This is a genomic window from Streptosporangium sp. NBC_01639 (genome assembly GCF_045209755.1).
In the GTDB taxonomy this organism is placed as follows: Bacteria; Actinomycetota; Actinomycetes; order Streptosporangiales; family Streptosporangiaceae; genus Streptosporangium.
Window position 1 is genome coordinate 1,017,315 of sequence record NZ_CP109272.1, and the last position, 20,631, is coordinate 1,037,945.

Genomic DNA, 20,631 nt, shown 5'->3' on the forward strand with positions numbered 1-20,631 from the left:
TGTCGACGCCGGGCCTGCCGGTGTACGCGCTCATCGGCTCTCCTCCACCAGGAGGCCGCGCTCGGCCAGGTAGGTCAGGGCGGCGGCGCGCTCATCACCGGTGAGCCGCAGGCGCAGGCGCCCGACGGAGACGCCGGCCACCTCCTCCAGCGCTCCGCCGAGGATGTTGACGTCCACGTCGAACTTGCGGACCACCTCCGAGACCACCGGCTCGTCGGCCTGCCCGGTGAAGGTGATCGTGACACTGCCGGGATCCGGCGCGGGGAGGGGGAACAGCTCCGCGGTGAGGCGGGAGCCCGGCTTGGCGATCAGGTCTCTCAGCGCTCCGGACTCCTCTATCAGACCGTTGCGCATGATGGCGGCCGAGTCGCAGATCGACTTCACCACGTTCATCTCATGGGTGATCAACAGGATGGTCAGGCCGAGCTCCCGGTTCAGGCTTTTGAGCAGCCCCAGGATCGACTGCGTGGTGCCCGGGTCGAGCGCCGAGGTGGCCTCGTCCGACAGCAGCACCGAGGGATTGCCGGCCAGCGCCCGGGCGATGCCGACCCGCTGTTTCTGCCCGCCGGACAGCTGCGCCGGGTGCGCCCCGGCCTTGTCGGCCAGCCCGACCAGCTCCAGCAGCTCGGCGACACGCCTGGCCCGTTCGGCCTTGGCGACCTTCATGACCTCAAGGGGGAAGGCAACGTTTCCGGCCACCGTACGGGAGGACAGCAGGGCGAAATGCTGGTGGATCATCCCGATCCGCTGCCGGGCACCGCGCAGCTCGGCCTCCCGCAGCGCGGTCAGCTCCTGCCCGGCCACGGTGACGGTGCCCCCGGTGGGCCGTTCCAGGAGATTCACGCAGCGCAGCAGGGTGCTCTTGCCGGCACCGCTCTGCCCCAGCACACCGAAGATCTCACCCTCGCGGACGTGGAGGTCGACGCCGTCGATGGCGACCACCTCGCGCCCCCTATCTCGATAGACCTTCCGCAGGCCCGACACATCAATCACAGCTGTTCCCCAACATGAGTGGATCGTCAAAAAGATCTCAGGACCTGGGGAGGCTAGCGGGTGCCGGGATGGAAGGGGCGATGGCTCAGGCGGCGCAGGATGAGGTCATCCGCGGGGCAGGTCATGATCTCGAAGCTTTCGTGAGAAGAGCGGGGGGTCGGAGGCTCAGTGTGGTCAGCGCACGGAGCACATGCGGCACTGCCTGGCGCGCATGCGACACATGACGCGCATGCTCGACATCTCGCCCATGCCACAACACGCTCCTCGCCTCTGCGAAGCCATGCGGGTGTGACGTGCCACGCTCGTTTTCACGTCTGCGTCAACACAACCCTAATTCCCTCTATTCCCGGTATGTTATGTGATGCGAGTCACTCTTTCCTATAGGGATCACGGAGCGGAACCACCCGGGCGGCGAAGTCGTCCTTGATCACCTGCATCCTCGGGCCGGGCGCGTAGAAACGCCCCTTGGTCTCCCCGTACGGCCGCAGCCAGCCCTTGGCCGCGAGCTCGCGCAGGTCCCTGGCCGCCTGTCCCTGGCTGAGCGACTCGTCCAGCTGGTATCGGGTGCGGCGCAGCCGCCGGTTGACGAACACCTCATAAAGCGCCGACACGGTCCGGGGGTTCAGTCCGTCGGCGTCGGTCCGCTCCTCCAGCAGCATCCACACCTCCCCCGCCTCCGACAGGCGCCGCCGGACCTGCTGGGCCTGCAGGTGGTGAGCGCGCAGACAGAAGCGCACCCAGTGCAGCGTATCCCCGTGCGGGCTCCAATTCCGCCTGTCGCGGGCAGCCAGCGTCCGGTAGTAGTCGACGGTGTTCTCTGCACCCCCCAGCCACTCCTCGATCGAGGAGAACTCCGGGGTGGTGATCTGATCGCGGCCGAGCACGAGCGTCTGCAGCGCCCGGGACATCCGACCGTTGCCGTCCCGCCAGGGGTGGATGCTCACCAGGTTGAAGTGGGCCATCGCCGCCCGCACGTAGCTCGGCGCGTCGAGGTCGCCCGCGTTGAGCCAGTCGACCAGCTCACCCAGCAGCGCCGGCACCTCCCCGGCGTTCGGCCCCTCATAGACGACCTCACCCGTCGCGGAGTTTCGGACATAGATGCCGCCCGGCCGTACGATGCCCGGGGTCTTGTCCACATGGTGCCCGATCATCATGAAGTTGAGCGCGTGCAGCAGACCGGCGTCGAACCTGAACACCAGGGCGCGCGACAGGAACCGCACGTAGGTCAGCGCCTGCTGGTAACCGGAGATCTCTCTGGCCACACCGGCGGAGGCCTCCAGCGGATCCTCGCCGGCCATGATCGACTCGATGTCCTCGACGCTGGCGTGGTAGCCCTCGATCGAGTTGGACCCCTGGATCGCCCGCGCCTGGAGCTGGCGGCGCAGCTGCCCGTCCCAGCGGTGCGTCTCGGCGAGACGGTATTTCAGATCGCGGCGCATCTCCTCGATCTCGCCGAGCACCGTCTCGTCCATGGCCTCGAGCCGAGGCGTTCCGTACAGCATGAGGCCCATGACAGCATGAGCGAATTTTTCAGTCAAGCAGCTTTATGATTTGCCCATTTATGTCGGTACGGCGTGCTCCGTGTGGTCCGGAGCAGAGGGCGGCCCGCCCTCTTCTCGGAGGACGGGCCGCCTTCGGGGGCAGGGTCAGGCGACGACGCGCTCGGCGACCTTGGCCGGGGTGAGCGCGATCTCCAGGACCTCGCGCACGTCGCTCACCACGTGAACGGTGAGCTCGTTGCGCACGGCCTCGGGGACGTCGTCCAGGTCGGGCTCGTTGCGGGCCGGGATCAGCACGGTGGTGATGCCCGCGCGGTGGGCGGCCAGCAGCTTCTGCTTGACCCCACCGATGGGCAGCACCCGGCCGGTGAGGGAGACCTCGCCGGTCATCGCCACGTCGTTCCTGACCGGGCGGCCCGAGAGCAGCGAGGCCAGGGCCGTGGTCAGGGTGACACCCGCCGACGGGCCGTCCTTGGGCACCGCGCCCGCGGGGAAGTGGACGTGCACCGAGCGGTCCTTGAGCGACGCCACCGGCAGCTCCAGCTCCGCGCCGCGAGAGCGCAGGTAGGACAGCGCGATCTTGGCCGACTCCTTCATCACGTCACCGAGCTGACCGGTGAGGGTCAGGCCGGTGTCGCCGGTCTCCGGGTCGGCCAGCGACGCCTCCACGTAGAGGACGTCGCCACCGGCACCGGTGACCGCGAGACCGGTCGCCACGCCGGGCACCGACGTACGCTGGCGGGACTCCGGAAGCGAGGACTCCGGCACGTGGCGCGGACGGCCGAGGTAGGGGACCAGGTCGCCAACCGTCACGGGCAGCTCGCCCTCGCCGAGGGCGACGTTGGCGGTCACCTTGCGCAGGATCCTGGCGATCGAGCGCTCCAGGGACCGGACCCCGGCCTCCCGGGTGTATTCGCCCGCCAGCCTGCGCAGCGCGTCCTCTTCGACGGTGACGTCCGCGGCGGTGAGGCCGGCCTTGTCGAGCTGGCGCGGGAGCAGGTGGTCGCGGGCGATCGCGACCTTCTCGTCCTCGGTGTAGCCGTCGAGCGTCACGATCTCCATGCGGTCCAGCAGCGGGCCGGGGATGGCCTCCAGCACGTTGGCGGTCGCCAGGAAGAGCACGTCGCTGAGGTCGAGCTCGACTTCCAGGTAGTGGTCGCGGAAGGTGTGGTTCTGCGCCGGGTCGAGCACCTCCAGCAGCGCGGCCGTCGGGTCGCCCCGGTAGTCGGAGCCGACCTTGTCGACCTCGTCCAGCAGCACGACCGGGTTCATCGACCCGGCTTCGCGGATGGCGCGGACGATCCGGCCGGACTGGGCGCCGACGTAAGTGCGCCGGTGACCGCGGATCTCGGCCTCGTCGCGGACGCCGCCGAGGGCGACCCGGACGAACTTACGGCCCATCGCGCGGGCCACGGACTCGCCCAGCGAGGTCTTGCCGACTCCCGGAGGCCCGGCCAGCGCGAGCACGGCGCCGCTGCGGCGCCCGCCGACCACGCCGAGGCCCTTCTCGGCCCGGCGGCCGCGGACGGCGAGGTATTCGATGATGCGGTCCTTGACGTCGTCGAGGCCGGTGTGGTCGGCGTCGAGGACGGCGCGGGCCGCGGCGATGTCGTAGGAATCCTCGGTCCGCTCGTTCCACGGGAGGTCGAGGACGGTGTCGAGCCAGGTGCGGATCCAGCCGGTCTCGGGAGACTGGTCGGAGGTCCGCTCCAGCTTGTCGACCTCCTTGAGCGCGGCCTCGCGCACCTTCTCGGGCAGGTCGGCCGCCTCGACACGGGCGCGGTAGTCCTCCTCCTCGGTCTCCGGGGAGGAGCCGTTGAGCTCGGACAGCTCCTTGCGGACCGCGGCGAGCTGCTGGCGGAGCAGGAACTCGCGCTGCTGCTTCTCCATGCCCTCCTGGACGTCCTTGCGGATCGTCTCGGCCACGTCGAGCTCGGCCAGGTGCTCACGCGCCCACTCGACCAGCTTCTCCAACCGGTCGGCCGGGTCGGCGGTCTGCAGGATCTCGGCCTTACGCGGCGTGTTCAGCCAGGGGGCGTAGCCGGAGCTGTCGGCGAGGACCGACGGGTCGTCCATCTGGTTGACCGCGTCGACGACTTGCCACGCACCCCGCTTCTGCAGGATCGTGGTGCTCAGCGCCTTGTACTCCTTGGCCAGCTCCTCGGCGCGCTCACCGGTCGGGACAATCTCGATCACGGTGGCCTGCACCCACAGAGCCGCGCCGGGACCGGTCGTGCCGGTGCCCACGCGGACGCGGTCGACACCGCGCACCACGGCGGCGGGCTCGCCACCGGGCAGTCTGCCCACCTGCTCGACGATGGCACGGACGCCCACGGAACCGTATCGCCCGTCGATCCGGGGAACGAGCAGCACCTCCGGCTTGTTGTCGCTGAGAGCCTGAGCCGCGTCGATCGCGGCCCGGACCTCGTTCTCCGACAGGTCCAGCGGAACCACCATGCCCGGCAGCACGACCTCGTCGTCGAGCGGAAGAACCGGGAGGATCAAGCTCTCACTCATCTGCACTCCAAAGGTTGAGTTACATCGACTCAATTAATGGGAGCCCTGAAATGTTCCCGAGGTTGAGCGTGTTCGCTGTGAGCGATCGTAATTGTGTAATTTTCCCTCGCGACAGCGATGGTGGTGGTGATGCCGTTGACGCCGATGTCAGAGGAGTTCGCGGATTCGATCGGCGACGAGGCGTGGCTGCTCGGCCTGGATGAAGTGCCCCGAGTCGACCTCCTCATGGCGCCCGTCGGGCAGGCTGCCGGCGTAGCGGCGCTGGTGCTCGCGGATCGCGGCGTGCTGGCGCTCCCGCCCTTTGGCGGCGCGGGCCGTAGACAGCACGATCGTCGGGCATTTCGGGAGTCGGGGCGGCTGGGCGCGGAACCGCGGGACGGCGGCGGCCACCGCCTGGATCTCCTTGCGGGTCTGGGAGGTTCCGGCGGGGGTGAAGTCCTCGGCGAGCATGGTCTGGTAGGTGTCAGCGGAGAACAAGCGCCGGACGTTGCCGGTGAACAGTCGCGCCAGGGGTTGGAACCGGGTGAGCGTCTGCACCACGGCCATCATGCGGTCGATCTTCTTGGTGGTCTGGTCCCAGGTGTCGTACACCGGGGAAGTCTCCGGTAGGGCGTCGACCAGCAGCAGCCCCCGCAGCCGGGATCCCAGGCGTTCGGCGGCGAGACGGGCGACCAGCCCGCCCATGCTGTGCGCGACGAGCACGAACTCGCCCGGGACGACGGCCTCGGTCATCGCAACCAGGTCGGCGGCCATGTCGTCGACGCCGAGTTGCCGGGGGACGCGGCCGCTGAGCGCGCGGCCGGCCCGGTCGTAGGCCACCAGCCGCGCCCTGCCGGCCAGCGGCGGTAACACCGGGTCCCAGCAGGTCCGGCCGCAGCCTTGGCCCGCCTCGAAGACCACCCAGTCCTGCCCCTGGCCGGACTCCTCGACATAGACGTGCCGGCCGTTCACCGGCACCGCCTGCCCTGGCATCTCCCGCATGCCGCCTCCTCCAATCGTCACGTTATCGTTTTTGATAACGGTATCGCATATGAAATCGTTGGGCCATGGATCCCGTCGAGCAGTTGTTGCACCCGGTTCGGCTGCGCATCGTGCACGCCCTGTCCGCAGCAGGTGCGCTGACGATTGCGCAGATGTGCGCCCGCCTGCCCGAGGTACCGAAGATCACGGTGTACCGCCAGGTCGCACAGCTGACCGAGGGAGGGTTCGTGGAGGTGGACGGCGAGCAGCGGGTACGCGGCGCCATCGAGCGCCGCTACCGCCTGCGTCAAAACCGGCCCACGATCGACGCCGACGCGGCCGCCGCGATGTCGCTCGACGACCACCGCCGGGGATTCGCCGCGGCCATGGCCGTCCTGATAGCCGAGTTCAACGCCTACCTGGACCGCGACGGCGCCAACCCGGCCGCCGACTCGGTCTCCTACCGGCAGGGCACGCTGTGGCTCAGCCCGGACGAGCTCACCGCGATGACGGCCGACCTGCTCGCGGTACTGCGCGACCGGCTGGCCAACACTCCCGCATCAGACCGCACACCGTACCTCCTCAGCGCGATCTTGTTCCCTACCGAGCAACCGCCTCCGCATGGAACCGGCCGGTAGTGCGTTGACCACGAACGTTGGCCGGGGGGTCCACGCCGGTCGGTGTTCGCGGTGCCGGGTTGGTGGGCCTCACCCTCGATGGCAAACGTGGTTGCCGTCGAGGATGAGGTCGTGTACGGCAGAACTGCTCAGCGCGCGGCGGTTGACTGATCAGGGGGGTCAGCGGATGCAGCAGATCGTTCGGCGGAGCCGTCACGAGTCGGTGCGGGTGCGCCGGGCGCCGATCATCACGGCGTCGGCATCGGACACCACGGCGCCGGCGATACGGCTGTCCCGCTGCGCCCGCCCTGCCTGCCGTACCTCCTGGGGGTGAGGCGGGATCACTCCCGGGTGTGACGCCGTCCGGGCCGCGGCTGTCTAGGCTGGCCGGGTGAATCTGCCCGCCGGTCTCGTACGGCTCACCCGGCCGCTGACCCTGGCGGTGGTCAGCGGCCGTGCCGACCCTCCGTTCCCCCGCTCCCGCCGCCTGGCGATACCGGTCCCCGCGTCCCTGGGGCTGCTGCCGTTCCGGACCGTCGACCTGGTCGTACTGGCCAACCTGCTGATCTTCTGGCTCGCCTACGGCGGGGGCCTGTCCTCGCTCCTGTCGGGCAACGACGGACTCTCCATTCCCTATCCCGAATGGGAGATCTACTACGCCGCCGCGGTCTCCTCCCTCCCTCTGCTGTTACGCGAGCACTGGCCGCTCGCCGCATGGCGGATCAGCGCGGTGGGCATGCTCAGCACCGCCCCGCTGATGGACACCCTGGGCGGCCATCCCGTGTCGATAGCCGGGATCGTCACCTATCTCCTCGTCGTCTACTCCGTCGCGGTCCGCTGCGAGCGGGAGACGACCCTGGGCGGGTGGATCGCCTCCATGCTCTGCATGGCGCTCTCGACCACCAGCCGGGACGACCTCGTCATAGCCGCGATCCTGCTGAGCGTCACCGCGCTCTTCGGCTACAACGTTCGCGCCCGGCGGCTGGCCGCCAGGCGCCTGGCCGAGGAGGAACAGCGCAGCGAGCGGGCCCTGACGGCGCAGGCCACGCTGGAGGAAAGGGCCAGGATCGCCAGGGAGCTGCACGACGTCGTCGCCCACCACATGTCGGTGATCGCCATCCAGGCGGAGGCCGTGCCGCTGCAGGCGGCCGGGGACGCCGGACGCCTGGAGGAGGGGCTGAGAGAGATCCGCGGGCTGTCGCTGGCGGCCATGACCGAGATGCGCCGCGTCGTGGGCGTGCTCCGGGACGGCGACGGGCGCGCGGACACCGCGCCTCAGCCGGGCCTCGGCCGTCTGGAGGAGCTCGTCGGCACCGCGCGCTCGGCCGGGCTCACTGTGACGCTCAAGCTGGGCGGCGACCTGATGGGGCTGCCCACGGCGGTGGGCCTGTCCGCCTACCGGATCGCGCAGGAGTCGCTCAGCAACGCCATGCGGCATGCGCCGGGCTCGGCCGTCTCGATGAGGATCAGCCGATCCGGCGCCGAACTGCACATCCATGTGGAGAACGACGCCAGGCGCCGCTCCCCCGCCCCGCCGGAGCACGCGGGGGAACCGGGGCATACGGGGCACGGCTTGATCGGGATGCGGGAACGGGTCTCCATGCTCGGCGGAAGGCTGTGGACCGGGCCTGTAGGAACGGGCTTCGCGGTCACCGCCATACTGCCGATCATGGAGAACGCATGACGATCCGGGTGCTCATCGCCGACGACCAGGGCATGGTCCGGACCGGGTTCACCGTGTTCCTGGACTCCCAGCCGGACATCGAGGTCGTGGGCGAGGCGGCCGACGGCCGCGAGGCCGTGGCGCGAGTGGCCGAGCTGCGGCCGGACGTGGTGCTGATGGATGTGCGGATGCCGGTCATGGACGGCCTGGCGGCGACGCGGGCGATCCTGGACGGGGACGGCTCCCCGCCGAAGGTCCTGATCCTGACCACCTTCGACCTCGACGACTACGTCTACGAGGCGCTGCGGGCCGGGGCCAGCGGGTTCCTGCTCAAGGACGCCTCCGCCCAGCAGCTCGCCGAGGCGGTCCGGGTGGTGGCGTCCGGGGAGGCGCTGCTCGCACCCTCGGTGACCCGGCGGCTGATCGCGGAGTTCGCCCGCGTCGGGCCGCGCCGCCCACGCGGCCGGCTGGACGACATCACCGAGCGGGAGACCGAGGTGCTCACCCTCATCGCCCAGGGCCGCTCCAACCAGGAGATCGCCGAGGAGCTCGTGCTGTCGGAGCAGACCGTCAAGACTCATGTGGGCCGGATCCTGGCGAAGCTGAACCTGCGCGACCGCGCCCAGGCGATCGTCCATGCCTACGAGACGGGCCTGGTCCGCCCCGGCGGGTGAGCCCCCTTACCCCCTGGAGGGATCCATGGGGTGAGCACCGTGGGACGAGGCCGGCGACGGATCTTGGTCCCTAGCGTCCTGTCCGGTTCACCAACCGGACAGGAGGCTCCATGTTCCGCATGTTCCGCCGCACGCTCGCCGTGGTCACCACCGCCGCGCTTACCTATGTGGTCGTCCCCGCGCCCCCGGGCGACCGTGTCGTCAGGGTCTACGGCGATCTCCGTACGGCTGAGCACGTCGCGGTCGTCGTCCCGGGCTCCGACACCACGGTCGCCTCCTTCGACGGCGGCAGGGCCAAGGCGTACAGCACTCCGGGCGGCGGCGCCAAGGCGGTGCTGGCCGAGGCGCGGGCGCTGGGCCCCGGGGCCCGATTGGCGGTGGTGGCCTGGCTCGGGTACGACAGCCCGGCGACCGTCAGCCTTGAGGTGGTGACCGATGGCGCCGCCGGGAGAGGAGCCGTGGCGCTGCGGCGATACCTCGCCGAGACGCTTGCGGGCAAGCGCGTCAGTCTGCTGTGCCACAGCTACGGGTCGGTCGTGTGCGCCAAGGCCGCGCCCGGATCGGGCGTGGCGAGCATGGTCGCCGTCGGCAGTCCCGGGCTCGGCGTCTCCGCAGCGGCCGAGCTCGGCGACATCCCGCTCTGGGTGGGCAGCGGCAGCCGGGACTGGATGCGTGATGTGCCCAAGCTTCGGATCGGCCCGCTCGGCTTCGGCCCCGACCCGGCGGACCCGTCCTTCGGCGCCCGGCTGTTCGCGACGGGAGACGCCGGGCACAGCGACTACTTCGCACCCGGCGGTGTGTCCCTGCGCAACCTGACCCTGATCGCCCTCGGCCGGACGGGCGAGGTGTCACGTGGCTAGCGTCGCCGCCCGGATCGAGGCGGCCACCCCGGCCGGCAGGGACCGGGGGATGGACGCGCTGCGCGCACTGGCGACCCTCGGGGTGGTCGCGGGGCACTGGCTGGTCACGGCCTGGGTGCACGGGCCCGCTGGGAAGGTGTACGCCTCCAGCCCGCTCAGTTACCTGCCCGCGCTCACCCCCCTGTCCTGGGTGCTGCAGACCCTGGCGGTGTTCTTCTTCGTGGGCGGCTACGCCGCGGCCCGGAGCCTGCGGACGGTCACCGATCGCCCTGCCTGGGTGCGGGCCAGGATGGGACGGCTGCTGCCGCCGGTGGTGCCGCTCGCCCTGCTCTGGACCGGGATCGCGGTCGGCATGGCGCTGCACGGCCTGCCTGAACGAGCGGTCAGGTCGCTGGTGGTTCCGGCCGTCGGGCCACTGTGGTTCCTGGCGGTCTTCGCCGCGCTCAACGCGGCCACTCCGCTGCTCCTGCGCCTGCGGCCGGGCACCGTGGCCGTCTCAGGGGTCGTGGTCGTGCTCGTGGTGGACGTGGCCGTTTTCTCGCAGGGCGGGCCGGACTGGCTGCGGTGGGCCAACCTGGCGGCCGGGTGGCTGGTGCCGTACGCGCTGGGGATCGGCTGGGCGAACGGTGCGCTCACCTCGCGCCGGACGGCGGCCGGTCTACTGGTGGGCGGGACGGCCGGAGCCGTGGTGCTGGTCACCGGGTTCGGGTATCCGGCCAGCATGGTGGGGGTTACGGGGGCGAAGCTCTCCAACCTGAGCCCGCCCACACTCGCCGTGGTCTGCTTCGGCGTCGCGCAGGTGGGGCTGGCGCTGCTGGCCCGCGAACCGCTGGCCCGGTTGATGCGGCGGCCCCGGATCTGGGCGGTGGTGGCGCTGGCCAACCTGTCGGCGATGACGATCTTCCTGTGGCATCAGACCGCGCCGGCCCTGACCGCCCTCGCGGCGCTGCGCTTCGGTGACGTGCCCGGCCTGCTGGCGCCGCCCACCGAACCGCTCTGGGTGCTGCACCGGCTGGCCTGGTTGCCGGTGTTCGCCGCGCTGCTGGGTACGACGTGGCTGGCTCGGCTCAGGCGAAGGAAGGAGATCCGGGCCGCGGTCCCCTCCACCGGGCGGAGAAATGTCGGTGGCGATGGCTAGCTTCGATCTACCCCCGATCCGAGGAGCCCGCCAGATGTACCGCCAGGGAGACATCCTGATCATGCCCGTCCGCGAGGAGGCCGTGCCCGCCTCGGTCCAGGCCGCGCCGTCCGCGCCGCCTGACGCCCGGGGCCGTCTGGTGCTGGCCCTGGGCGAGGCCACCGGCCATGCCCACGCGGTGGTCGGCACCGGCACCCTGGTCCGCGGCTTGCGGCCGATGGATCCGCACTTCCTGCACCTGCCCTCCGGCGGGCGCGTGGTGCACGAGGAGCACGCCGCGATCCCCCTGCCCAAGGGGTGGTACACCGTGCGGCGCCAGCGCGAATACGTCCCTGGCGCCTTCCGCGTCGTCGCCGACTGACCTTCTCCGTGTCTCCCGGTGTCCCCACCCGGAGGCACCGTCAGGGCGAGTTTCCCCGTTCACCTGAGGAGCTTTCGATCATGACCGTCACCACCGAACTGGCCGACGTCCTGACCGCCGCCTCGCTCCGCTGGGAGGAGGTGGCCTTCCAATCCGGTCCCGCAGACCGTCCCGGTGCCGAGGCGGGAGTACGGCTGGCCTACCGGATCGCCGGGCTGGCGGAGCCCGAGAAGATCATCTGGGTCGACTCCCCCGCCGCGGGCGCGCGGGCCATCGCCCTGCTCGGCGCCGGAAAGCCGGTGCGCGACGCGGTGCGGACCGGGCCGTGGGAGCGGGCCAGGGCCGACGTGCACGCCTCGCTCGGCCCCACGGCCTGGCCGCTGGCCTGGTCGCTGACCGGTGGGCGGCTCTGGGAGCCGGTGGGCGCCCTGGTCGCCCGGATCCGCCGGGACATCGCCGCGGCCGAGGAGTCACCGCAGGTCGCGGCCGCGCTGCGCGCCTCGACCCTGGATGCGGTGCTGGGCCAGCAGGACGCACCCTGGCTGTCCCTGTTCGACGCGCTGGGCAGGCCGGAGGTGACGGGACTCGTCCAGGTCGCCCAGACGGCGGGCTGGTGGTGGCCGTTCGAGCGGGTGGCCATCGTCTGCGAGCGTCCGGCCGAGCTGCACCGCGACGAGCTGTCGCGGCTGCACCGCGCCGACGGCCCGGCGCTGCTGTTCCCCGACGGCTTCGCCATGCACGCCTGGAGCGGCACGCCGACTCCGGCCGACTTCGCCGCCTCCATGGCGGGGCTGACCCCCGAGCGTATCCGCGCCCAGGAGAACGCGGAGCTGCGCCGGGTCATGCTGGAGCACTACGGCTACGACCGCTACCTCGCCGAGTCGGGGGCGACCCCGCTGCACCGGGACGAGACCGGCGTCCTGTGGCGCATCGACCTGGCCGAGGACGAGCCGGTGACGATGGTCGAGGTGGTCAACTCCACCGCCGAGCCCGACGGCACCTTCCGCAGATACTGGCTCCGCGTCCCCCCGACCACCCGCACCGCCCGTGCGGGCGTGGCCTGGACCTTCGGCCTGTCCGAGGCCGACTACCGGCCGGAGCGGGAGACCTGAGGCCCGGCCGTCCGGTCCATCCGCGGGATACGCTCCAGGATTCCCCCGGCGAAGACATCGTAGAGACCGGTCTGCTCCAGGTGCACGTAGCCGATGTGGCAGTCGCACAGAGCCGCCGGGCACGCCGTGGCTCTCGGACGGAACGTCCCGTCGTAGAGGTTGCCGAGGACGGCCGGGACGAAGTGGCAGCGCCGTACGGTGCCCGCACCGTCCACTGAGATCACGGTGTCTCCGGTGCGGCAGGGTCTCCCGGCGCTGCGGTGCGGTGTCCGGCTGTAGGAGAACAGCGGGTCGATCGCCGTCCAGCGGGCCGCCTCGGGATCGGTGTAGAGGTGGCCCTCGGCGGCGTTCACCCACAGATACACCTCTGCGGGCAGGTCGCCCCGGAGGCGCCGGGCATCGTCCAGATGCTCGGGCAGGCCGACGATGCCGACGCTGAAGCGGACCCCACGCCCGGTCAGGTCCCGGCATCTGCCGAGGAAACGCTCATAGGAGACCTGGCCGGGGTGGTAGGTCACCCAGAGGGCGAGCGTGTCCAGGTCGGCCTCGGCCAGCCAGTCGGGACGGCAGCTGAAGTTGGTCTGGACGGCGACCCGCCGGACGTGCGGCAGATGGCTGAGCTCGACCATCGCCCGCCGGTACCAGGAGCGGACCAGCCCCTCCCCCCATGGGGTGAACAGCACTGAGATCGGATGGCCGCGTCCGGCCACCCACCCGGTGAACCGCTCCAGCGCCGCCCGGTCCTGGCGGAGCCGGTCGGGGCTGTCCCGGCGCTTGGCGAACGGGCAGTAGGGGCAGTCGTAGTCACAGCTCGACAGCGGACCGCGGTAGAGGATCGTCAGGTGGCCGGTGTCCTGGTCACCGGCGGGCGGGCGGGACGGCTCTTCGGTGATCGTCAACGAGGCTCCTTGGAGGTGGGGATCGCGGGTCTCTGATCTCAGGCCGGGTTCCGCGCCCGATCCGGGAAGGGACCGCCGCCCGGCGCCCGCATCCGGGACCGGAGGAGGGACCGGGACCGGGGAAGGGTCAGCACGCCTCGCCTCCGGGACTGGGAGAGGGTCAGCACGCCTCGTACCCGGCCATCAGCTCGCGGACCCGGCCGGAGAACAGCGCCGGGCCGATCGCGTCGGAGTGTGCCAGGCCCTCGGCGGTGAGCCGGAGCCGGCCGGACCCGACCGGCTCCAGCCAGCCCCGGGCGGCCAGGCTGCCGAGCTCCGCATCGAAGTCGGCCGTCACCTCGGTGCCGAAGCGCTCCCGGTAGGCGGCCGCCTCCAGCCCCTCGGCCTGGAGCAGCGACTGGATAAGGTGGCGGCGGCGGCGCTCGTCCTCCCCCAGCCGGAACCCCACGTTGGCGACCGCGAACTCCTCGGGCGCGAGCCGTACGTAGTCGTCGATGATCGCACGCACCTGGCCGGCGCCGACCGCATACTCATAGGAGTAGTGGAGGTCGGCGGTGTAAGAGCGGGCACCGCAGCCCAGGCCGACCATGCCGTCACTCTGGCAGCAGTACTCGGTCGCGCCGGCGGAGCCCGGCAGCCGGAACATCCGCATCGAGACCTGCTCGTACCCGGCGGCCATCAGGTGGTCGCGGCCCTGCCGGTAGAGGCCGAGCCGGTGGTCGTCCCAGTCGTGGGCACGACGGCCGAGGCCGGTGAGCGGGCGGACGTACAGCGGGTAGAGGTAGAGCTCCTCGGGTCGCCAGGCGAGTGCGGCGTCCAGCGAATGGCGCCAGGACCGCTCGGTCTGCCCGTCGATCCCGTAGATCAGATCGATGTTGAGTGCCTCGAACCCCGCCTCTCTGATCCGGCCGAGCGCCGCTTCGACCTCATGCCGTCTCTGCGGGCGCACCGCCGCCCGGGCCTCGGCGTCGATGAAGCTCTGCACGCCGATCGAGACGCGGGTGGCGCCCCTTTCGGCCAGGACGGCGAGCCGGTCGGCCGTCGCGGTCGCCGGTGAGGTCTCCACCGACAGCGGCACGGCCCGCAGGTCGGCGCCCATGATCTGCTCGGTGAGGTCGAACATCCGGGTGAGTTCGGCCGCGCTGAGATAGGTCGGCGTGCCGCCGCCGATGGCCGCGGTCACGAACCTCGGCTCCTCCAGGGCGTCCCGTACGGCCCGCGCCTGACGTTCCAGGGCGTCCAGGTAGGCGGCGACGAGCTCCTCGGGGGCACCGGTCCGGGTGAACAGGTTGCAGAACCCGCAGCGCATCTCGCAGAACGGGATGTGCAGGTAGAGGGAGAGGCTCTCGGACGGTTCGGCCGCCCACACGTCCCGCAGCGACGGACGCGGCCGCAGCGGCCGGTAGGCCGTCTTGTGCGGATAGGCGTAGACGTAACCCTGGTAGGGCCCCGTGTCGATCGAGCTGTCGACGGCCGGCGGGGCTTCTGGAAGTCCCCGAGCCGTTGGAGTCATCGGAATCATCCGGCCCTCCCGGACAGCCCGTGCTCCCAAGTCGCCGTCCGTTGCCTCCGGCATCCGTGGCCGGCCGAGACCCGCGGTCACCGCCATCCCCCCTGTTCGATCGTGAAGTCTCCGTAGGGCACCGTCCAGACGACCTCGTGGCCGATCCGGTGCCCGGTGTATCCGTCTTCGCCGTAGGCGGTGCCGTGGTCGGAACAGACGATCGCGAACCCCGGTCGCCGGGCGCTCATCAGGGCGAACAGCCTGCCGATGTGCCGGTCCACGTACTCCAGCGCGGCGGCGTGACTGCGCCGGTCGTCCCCGTGCTCGCGGGTGGCTCCCGGCAGGTGGAACCAGTTCGGCTGGTGCAGCGCCGAGACGTTGACGAACAGGAACACCGGTCCGTCCGCCCCCGCGACCGCCTGTTCGGCGCACGCGATCTGCGCCTCGAACGAGGTCGGCGAGGTGACGCCGAACTCCGGCCGCCAGTGGCTCTCGGCGAACAGGCCGGGCAGCGCGGACCCGAGGGGGGTGCGGCCGTTGAAGAACCCCACTCCCCCGACGCAGACCGTGTGATAGCCGGCCTCCGCCAGCCCGCCCGGCAGGTCGGGCGCGTCGAACGTCCAGGTCCCGTCCGCCGTGGTCTCGCTGCCGGGAAACGTGGCGGCGAAGAGCCGGGGATGCGGTCCGGGATCGGCCGGGGTCGGGAGGAACCCGGCGAGGATCGCGGCGTGCGCGGCGTAGGTGAAGCTTCCGGGGCTGTGCCGCCGCTGCCATCGCCCACCGGGCAGCGCCCTGGCCAGGGTGGGCAGCCGTCCCGCCCTGATCAGCTCGTCGGCCACGTCGTAGCGGAGTGTGTCGAGCGTCACCAACAGCAGATCGTGGCTCCCCACGATCGCGTTCATGTCCCGTTCCGCGCTCACCGCGCTGCCGCCGTACGGCGCGCGACGATTGCCCTGACCTGGGCGTCGTAGGTGTCCAGGCCCTCGGCGCCGCCGCCGGAAAAGCCGGTCAGCCGGGGCAGCAGGTCCCCGAAGGCGTTGACCTCGGCCACGGCGACACTCCGCCAGTCGACGCCGATCATCAGGTCGATGCCGACCGCCAGGCTGCCCGGAAAGCAGGCCGCCGCCCGCGCGCAGACGTCGAGAACCCGCTCCCAGCCCTGCGGGCCCAATCTTGCCCTGACCTCGCCGAGATCGCCCCGCTCGCCGCCGAGGTGCAGATTCGTCATGGGGGTGCGGCTCGACCGGACCACCGCGTGCGTCGGCGTGCCGTCCACCACGACCACCCGCAGGTCGACGGCCCGCCCGCCGATGGCCGCCTTGGGGAACCACCGCTCCACATGGAGTCCGTCCCCGGCCAGCGTGTCGACGATCGCGGCCACGTCGAGCTCGTCCTCGTAGGAGCGCACCCGCAGCGAGTTGTGCAGCCCGCCGGAGGTCAGCTCCGCCGACGTCATGGCCCTGACCCGGTCCGCGGAGGCGTGCAGGGCGACGACTCCGGAGGCCGACGAGCCGTGTGCCGGCTTGACGAACACCCTGCCCCAGCCGGCCCGGTCCATCAGCTCGCGCAGTCCGGCGTAGCCGCCGACCGGGCCGGGCAGTGCGGGCGGTACGGGCACCCCCGCCGCGGCCAGCCGGGCATGGCAGAGCCTCTTGTCGAACATCACCGCGATCTCGTCCGCATCGGCCAGCAGGACCGCCTCGGGCGTCCGCTCGGCGGCCTCGCGGATCCGGGCCGTCGCGGCGGTGAAGGCGGCGTGCCAGGCGGCGCCGCCTCCGGCCCGGGACGGCTCGCCCGGACCGCGCAGCAGCGCGTCGGCCTCGGCGTCCTCGCCGGGGGAATCGATCCGGACGAGGGTCGCGGGCTCCAGGAGGATGTCCTCGCCCCGGAGCACGCGGGTCCACGGGACGAGGTGGGGCTCGCGCAGGCCGTACCTGGCGCACGCGGCGGCGAACAGGGTCACCCGCCGCTCCCCCGGCGTGCCGACGACCGTCAGGGAGGTCATTCCGCGACCGCGACGTAGCGCCAGTCCTCGTCGGGCTCCTCGCGCTCGGACAGATCGACCTCGACACCGGGGAGAGCGTCCGCGACACGCTTGGCCATCTCATCGGTCAGGTAGTGGTGGTGCAGGTCCAACCGCTTGAGGTGGGTCAGCGGCTGGCCGGACAGCAGCGCCTCGGCGCCCTCGTCGGTCAGCACTCCCATGGACAGGGCCAGCGACTCCAGCCGCGCCACCACCGGTGCCGCCGCCACGGCGGCCGCGACCTCGTCCTGGATCTCGCTGTCCTGCAGTCCCAGATGCCGCAGCGCGGGAAGCCTCTCCCCGGACAGGATCGGCGCCAGGTCGGAGACCGAGGCGTCGCCACCGTACTGGGAGACGCCCAGCCACAGCTCCAGGTGTTCGAGGGCGGGGAACGCGCACTCACCGACCGCACGGACGACCTCGGCGGGGAGCCCGCCCGTCTCGAACCTCAGCACCTTGAGGTGCTCATGCCGGACCGGCCGCAGCCGGAGCCCGGACCCGCCGCGCACCTCCAGCCGCTCCAGCAGGGGGAACGCCTCCAGCAGCGGGGTGATGTCGCCCTGCCGGATCCAGGAGATCTCGCACTCCTCCGACGGCATCGCGCCGAAGAACAGGGAACGCAGCGCCGGGAGCCGGGAGGCGTTCCCGGCCAGCAGGCCGACGACCTTCGAACTGTCGGTGTCGAAGGCCTCCCCCCATCCGCCGATGATGACCGCTCGAACCGCGGTGCTGTCCACCTTCTCCAGGAACAGCGCGAACTCCTCCTCGAAGGTCCCTTCCGAGTCGTAGACGTCCTCCGAGATCCGCCAGGCCACCTGGTCCGCGGCAGGCATCTCCCCGTCGTCAGCGGCCGGGACCGCGATCGGCAGCCCGGCGTAGGTCCCGTCGTAGAGACCGTCGACATCGTCATTGAACTCGGTGTGGTCCATCGGGGCTCCCGTCCGGTGAAACATGACAGACCACGTCCTATCAGAGATCGCCGACACTTCCGGAATCACGGTTTCGCTGCGGACTATGGGAAACGGTCGGCAATGATGAGGGTTATGGACAACGGCCACATCCGGCTCGGCTCAGCCCAGGGGCGCTGGGTCCTGCTCACCACCGTGCTCGGTTCGGGCATCGCGTTGCTGGACGGCACCGTCGTCAACGTGGCGCTCCCCGCGCTCGGCGACGATCTCGGAGCCGACATGGCGGGGCTGCAGTGGACCGTCAACGCCTACACCCTCACTCTCGCGGGTCTGATCCTGCTGGGCGGCTCGCTCGGTGACCGGTACGGCAGGCGCAAGGTCTTCCTGATCGGGGTGGTCTGGTTCGCCGTGGCGTCGGCGCTGTGCGGGCTGGCCCCGAACGTGGAGACGCTGATCGCGGCCCGGGCGCTCCAGGGCGTGGGCGGGGCCCTGCTCACCCCGGGATCCCTGGCCATCATCCAGGCGTCCTATGTCCGTGAGGACCGGCCCAAGGCGATCGGAGCGTGGTCGGGGCTGGGCGGGACGGCCGCGGCGATCGGGCCGCTGCTCGGCGGGTGGCTGGTGGAGACCGTCGGATGGCGGTGGGTGTTCCTGATCAACCTTCCGCTGGCCGCGCTCGTGGTGGCGGTGGCTCTGCGGCACGCGCCGGAGAGCAGGGACGTCGAGGCCACCGGCCGGTTCGACGTGCTCGGCGCGGCGCTGGCCGCCCTGGCACTGGCCGGGATCACCTACGGCCTGATCGCCCTGCAACCGGTCCCGGTCGCGGCGGGCGTCCTGCTGGGCGTGGCGTTCGTCTGGCTGGAGATCAGGCGCTCCCCCGACGCTCTGGTGCCGGTCGGGGTCTTCACCTCGAAGGTGTTCACCGCGGTCAACGTCGTCACGTTCATCATGTACGCGGCGATGGGCGTGGTGTTCTTCCTGTTGGTCGTCCAACTCCAGGTCTCGGCGAGATTCTCACCGGTGACGGCCGGGTCCGCGATGATCCCGGTGACGATCCTGATGCTGCTGCTGTCGCCCCGGGCGGGCGAGCTGGCCAAGCGGATCGGGCCCCGGATCCCGATGACGGCGGGCATCCTGATCTGCGCCGCCGCGCTGCTGCTGATGGCGAGGATCGGCGAAGGCACCTCCTACGTGGTGGGTGTGCTGGTCCCGACGACCCTGTTCGGCCTGGGGTTGTCGACGGCGGTCGCGCCGCTCACCGCGACCGTGCTCGCCGGCACCGCGGAGCGTTACGCGGGTGTGGCCAGCGGCGTCAACAACGCCGTCGCCCGGACCGGCGGGCTGCTGGCGGTCGCCGCGATCCCGCCGCTGGCCGGCCTGACCGGCGACGCCTTCAAGAACCCGGCCGCCTTCACCACCGGGTTCCACACGACCATGCTGATCAGCGCGGCGATGATGGCCGTCGCCGCGCTGATCACCTTCCTCGCCATCCGCTGCAACGTGCTGGCCGACGCGGAGCCGCCGACCGGCTGTCCGGTGGAGGCCCCCCAGCAGGGCCGCTGACCACCGGCCCGGGGCCGGTCGTCAGAAGGCGAACGCCTGACGCCGGACGCTGTTTCAGAAGGCGAACGCCTGACGCCGGACGCTGTTGTCGAAGTTGGACACCAGCAGTTCGGGCTCGCCGACCGAGCGGATCTCCGGCAGCCGGGTGAACAGCTCGCGGAACATCGTCCTGATCTCCTGGCGGGCGAGGTTGGCGCCCAGGCAGAAGTGCGGGCCTGGTCCGCCGAAGCCGACGTGCGGCTTGGTGTCCCGGGTGATGTCGAACCGGTCGGGGTCGGGGAAGACCTCCTCGTCCCGGTTGGCCGAGCCGTAGAAGAGCACGACCTTGTCCCCGGCCTTCAGGTGCAGGCCGCGCAGGTCGTAGTCCTCGGTGACGGTGCGGCGGAACTGCATGATGGGCGAGACGTGCCGGACCATCTCCTCGATCGCGCCACCGATGCGCGCGTCGAAGTCCTCCGCCAGGAGGCGCCGCTGGTCCGGGTTGTCGGTGAGCAGCTTGATGCCGTGCGCCATGGTGTTGCGCGCCGTCTCGTTGCCCGCGACGAGCAGGAGCGCGAAGAACGACCCCAGCTCCCGGTCGGTCAGCCTCTCTCCGTCGACGTTGGCGGTGACCAGCGCCGAGACCAGGTCGCCTCGGGGTGCCCCGGCGCGCTCCCGGCCGAGCTTGATCACCAGGCGCTGCAGGGCGAGCAGCGCGAGCGTGTTGCCGGCGGCCATTTTGACGGTCTGCGCCAGGCTGGGCCGGATGCCGCTGTAGGCGGTGGAGACGTCCACGTGCTCGTGTACCTTGGCCCGCACGTCGTCGGGGACGCCCATCATGTCGCAGATGACATGGATGGGCAGCCGGGAGGCGACCTGGCCGACGAAGTCGCCGGGGCCGGCCGCCACCACGTCGTCGACGATCCGCGCGCACGCGGCGTCGATGTCGCCCTGCAGGCCGGCGAGCATCTTGGGGCTGAACGCCCGGGAGACGATGCGGCGCAGCCGCGCGTGCCGGGGATCGTCCATGTTGACCATGGACTCGCCGAACACGTGCTTCACCCAGCCGGGCGGCTCGGGGCTGGTCACCCCCGGCTCGCTGGAGAACACCTTGGCGTTGCGGCTGGCCTCCACCACGTCGGTGTGCCGGACGAGCGCGTAGAACCCCTTGCCGGAGCGGAGCAGCGGCACCCGCTTCTCCGCGAAGAACACCGGCCGGTCCAGGTCTCGCAGCCGCGCGAACGCCTCGTGCCGCTCCTTGGTCGGGCAGCGCCAGAACCCCAGGTCGGCCAGGTCGATTTCCATACTCCCAATCCTGGCATGTTCTTTACTCGTACTGGCCATTTGAATTTCACATTCTG

General features: G+C 71.1%; 19 protein-coding genes. 8 read left to right on the forward strand and 11 right to left on the reverse strand.

The features are described from left to right. Positions 1 to 30: 30 nt before the first annotated feature. The 4 genes from OHA77_RS04515 to OHA77_RS04530 form a co-directional block, all read right to left on the reverse strand. Positions 31 to 993, reverse strand: a complete 963-nt coding sequence (locus tag OHA77_RS04515; RefSeq protein ID WP_406316326.1) for a methionine ABC transporter ATP-binding protein — start codon at positions 991 to 993, stop codon at positions 31 to 33. Positions 994 to 1,361: 368 nt separating this feature from the next. Next, positions 1,362 to 2,495 carry a Fic family protein gene (locus OHA77_RS04520; protein ID WP_406316328.1) on the reverse strand — a complete coding sequence of 378 codons (1,134 nt, stop codon included), beginning with the start codon at positions 2,493 to 2,495 and terminating at the stop codon, positions 1,362 to 1,364. 144 nt (positions 2,496 to 2,639) lie between these two features. Beyond that, positions 2,640 to 5,009, reverse strand: coding sequence for an endopeptidase La (gene lon, locus OHA77_RS04525; RefSeq protein WP_406316329.1), 2,370 nt, complete (start codon positions 5,007 to 5,009; stop codon positions 2,640 to 2,642). A 147-nt stretch (positions 5,010 to 5,156) separates the two neighbouring features. Next, entirely contained in the window at positions 5,157 to 5,990 is an 834-nt protein-coding gene (locus OHA77_RS04530) for an alpha/beta fold hydrolase (RefSeq protein ID WP_406316331.1), read from the reverse strand. Between the two features lie 65 nt (positions 5,991 to 6,055). On the opposite strand from OHA77_RS04530, the gene OHA77_RS04535 reads away from it, so the two are divergent. After that, positions 6,056 to 6,607 carry a helix-turn-helix domain-containing protein gene (locus tag OHA77_RS04535; protein WP_406316333.1) on the forward strand — a complete coding sequence of 184 codons (552 nt, stop codon included), beginning with the start codon at positions 6,056 to 6,058 and terminating at the stop codon, positions 6,605 to 6,607. Positions 6,608 to 6,799: 192 nt separating this feature from the next. On the opposite strand, the gene OHA77_RS04540 is transcribed toward OHA77_RS04535, so the two are convergent. Next, positions 6,800 to 6,931 carry a hypothetical protein gene (locus OHA77_RS04540; protein WP_406316335.1) on the reverse strand — a complete coding sequence of 44 codons (132 nt, stop codon included), beginning with the start codon at positions 6,929 to 6,931 and terminating at the stop codon, positions 6,800 to 6,802. Between the two features lie 46 nt (positions 6,932 to 6,977). Between OHA77_RS04540 and OHA77_RS04545 the strand changes: the two genes are divergently transcribed. The 6 genes from OHA77_RS04545 to OHA77_RS04570 all read left to right on the forward strand — a co-directional run bounded on the left by OHA77_RS04545 (position 6,978) and on the right by OHA77_RS04570 (position 12,394). Then, entirely contained in the window at positions 6,978 to 8,270 is a 1,293-nt protein-coding gene (locus tag OHA77_RS04545) for a sensor histidine kinase (RefSeq protein ID WP_406316336.1), read from the forward strand. Continuing rightward, positions 8,267 to 8,923: a response regulator transcription factor gene (locus OHA77_RS04550; RefSeq protein WP_326821911.1), complete on the forward strand. Its 657-nt coding sequence runs from the start codon at positions 8,267 to 8,269 to the stop codon at positions 8,921 to 8,923. The genes OHA77_RS04545 and OHA77_RS04550 overlap by 4 nt, the downstream gene beginning before the upstream one ends. 110 nt (positions 8,924 to 9,033) lie before the next feature. Next, positions 9,034 to 9,783, forward strand: coding sequence for an alpha/beta hydrolase (locus tag OHA77_RS04555; protein WP_406316338.1), 750 nt, complete (start codon positions 9,034 to 9,036; stop codon positions 9,781 to 9,783). Further along, complete coding sequence (locus OHA77_RS04560; RefSeq protein WP_326821909.1) at positions 9,776 to 10,921, forward strand: acyltransferase; 1,146 nt, start codon at positions 9,776 to 9,778, stop codon at positions 10,919 to 10,921. The genes OHA77_RS04555 and OHA77_RS04560 overlap by 8 nt, the downstream gene beginning before the upstream one ends. Positions 10,922 to 10,955: 34 nt before the next feature. Next, positions 10,956 to 11,282 (forward strand): hypothetical protein, encoded by a 327-nt coding sequence (locus OHA77_RS04565; RefSeq protein ID WP_406316339.1) that lies wholly within the window; start codon positions 10,956 to 10,958, stop codon positions 11,280 to 11,282. 80 nt (positions 11,283 to 11,362) lie between these two features. After that, the gene (locus tag OHA77_RS04570; RefSeq protein ID WP_406316341.1) at positions 11,363 to 12,394 is read left to right on the forward strand and encodes a DUF6745 domain-containing protein; all 1,032 of its coding nucleotides are present in this window, start codon (positions 11,363 to 11,365) and stop codon (positions 12,392 to 12,394) included. Here the strand turns inward: OHA77_RS04570 and OHA77_RS04575 are convergent. From OHA77_RS04575 to OHA77_RS04595, 5 genes are all read right to left on the reverse strand, one after another. Further along, positions 12,370 to 13,293 carry an STM4011 family radical SAM protein gene (locus OHA77_RS04575; RefSeq protein WP_406316343.1) on the reverse strand — a complete coding sequence of 308 codons (924 nt, stop codon included), beginning with the start codon at positions 13,291 to 13,293 and terminating at the stop codon, positions 12,370 to 12,372. The two genes, OHA77_RS04570 and OHA77_RS04575, sit on opposite strands and share 25 nt — an antisense overlap. A gap of 160 nt (positions 13,294 to 13,453) precedes the next feature. Then, positions 13,454 to 14,806, reverse strand: coding sequence for an STM4012 family radical SAM protein (locus OHA77_RS04580; RefSeq protein ID WP_406316344.1), 1,353 nt, complete (start codon positions 14,804 to 14,806; stop codon positions 13,454 to 13,456). Positions 14,807 to 14,892: 86 nt separating this feature from the next. Continuing rightward, a complete protein-coding gene (locus tag OHA77_RS04585) occupies positions 14,893 to 15,699 on the reverse strand; it encodes an STM4013/SEN3800 family hydrolase (protein ID WP_406316345.1) in 807 nt (268 codons plus the stop codon). Positions 15,700 to 15,713: 14 nt separating this feature from the next. After that, positions 15,714 to 16,802, reverse strand: a complete 1,089-nt coding sequence (locus OHA77_RS04590; protein ID WP_406316347.1) for an STM4014 family protein — start codon at positions 16,800 to 16,802, stop codon at positions 15,714 to 15,716. Beyond that, complete coding sequence (locus OHA77_RS04595) at positions 16,799 to 17,749, reverse strand: STM4015 family protein (RefSeq protein WP_406316348.1); 951 nt, start codon at positions 17,747 to 17,749, stop codon at positions 16,799 to 16,801. The genes OHA77_RS04590 and OHA77_RS04595 overlap by 4 nt, the downstream gene beginning before the upstream one ends. A 114-nt stretch (positions 17,750 to 17,863) precedes the next feature. On the opposite strand from OHA77_RS04595, the gene OHA77_RS04600 reads away from it, so the two are divergent. Beyond that, complete coding sequence (locus OHA77_RS04600; RefSeq protein ID WP_406316349.1) at positions 17,864 to 19,291, forward strand: MFS transporter; 1,428 nt, start codon at positions 17,864 to 17,866, stop codon at positions 19,289 to 19,291. A gap of 54 nt (positions 19,292 to 19,345) precedes the next feature. Here OHA77_RS04600 and OHA77_RS04605 read toward each other — a convergent pair whose 3' ends face one another. Beyond that, the gene (locus OHA77_RS04605) at positions 19,346 to 20,575 is read right to left on the reverse strand and encodes a cytochrome P450 (protein ID WP_326821900.1); all 1,230 of its coding nucleotides are present in this window, start codon (positions 20,573 to 20,575) and stop codon (positions 19,346 to 19,348) included. Positions 20,576 to 20,631 lie beyond the last annotated feature (56 nt).

Bases quoted from the DNA above. Each gene is read 5' to 3' on its own strand.
- OHA77_RS04520 (WP_406316328.1), bottom strand. From the start codon at position 2,495: ATGCTGTACGGAACGCCTCGGCTCGAGGCCATGGACGAGACGGTGCTC.
- lon (WP_406316329.1), bottom strand. From the start codon at position 5,009: ATGAGTGAGAGCTTGATCCTCCCGGTTCTTCCGCTCGACGACGAGGTC.
- OHA77_RS04530 (WP_406316331.1), bottom strand. From the start codon at position 5,990: ATGCGGGAGATGCCAGGGCAGGCGGTGCCGGTGAACGGCCGGCACGTC.
- OHA77_RS04535 (WP_406316333.1), top strand. From the start codon at position 6,056: ATGGATCCCGTCGAGCAGTTGTTGCACCCGGTTCGGCTGCGCATCGTG.
- OHA77_RS04550 (WP_326821911.1), top strand. From the start codon at position 8,267: ATGACGATCCGGGTGCTCATCGCCGACGACCAGGGCATGGTCCGGACC.
- OHA77_RS04555 (WP_406316338.1), top strand. From the start codon at position 9,034: ATGTTCCGCATGTTCCGCCGCACGCTCGCCGTGGTCACCACCGCCGCG.
- OHA77_RS04565 (WP_406316339.1), top strand. From the start codon at position 10,956: ATGTACCGCCAGGGAGACATCCTGATCATGCCCGTCCGCGAGGAGGCC.
- OHA77_RS04570 (WP_406316341.1), top strand. From the start codon at position 11,363: ATGACCGTCACCACCGAACTGGCCGACGTCCTGACCGCCGCCTCGCTC.
- OHA77_RS04580 (WP_406316344.1), bottom strand. From the start codon at position 14,806: ATGACTCCAACGGCTCGGGGACTTCCAGAAGCCCCGCCGGCCGTCGAC.
- OHA77_RS04585 (WP_406316345.1), bottom strand. From the start codon at position 15,699: ATGAACGCGATCGTGGGGAGCCACGATCTGCTGTTGGTGACGCTCGAC.
- OHA77_RS04590 (WP_406316347.1), bottom strand. From the start codon at position 16,802: ATGACCTCCCTGACGGTCGTCGGCACGCCGGGGGAGCGGCGGGTGACC.
- OHA77_RS04595 (WP_406316348.1), bottom strand. From the start codon at position 17,749: ATGGACCACACCGAGTTCAATGACGATGTCGACGGTCTCTACGACGGG.
- OHA77_RS04600 (WP_406316349.1), top strand. From the start codon at position 17,864: ATGGACAACGGCCACATCCGGCTCGGCTCAGCCCAGGGGCGCTGGGTC.
- OHA77_RS04605 (WP_326821900.1), bottom strand. From the start codon at position 20,575: ATGGAAATCGACCTGGCCGACCTGGGGTTCTGGCGCTGCCCGACCAAG.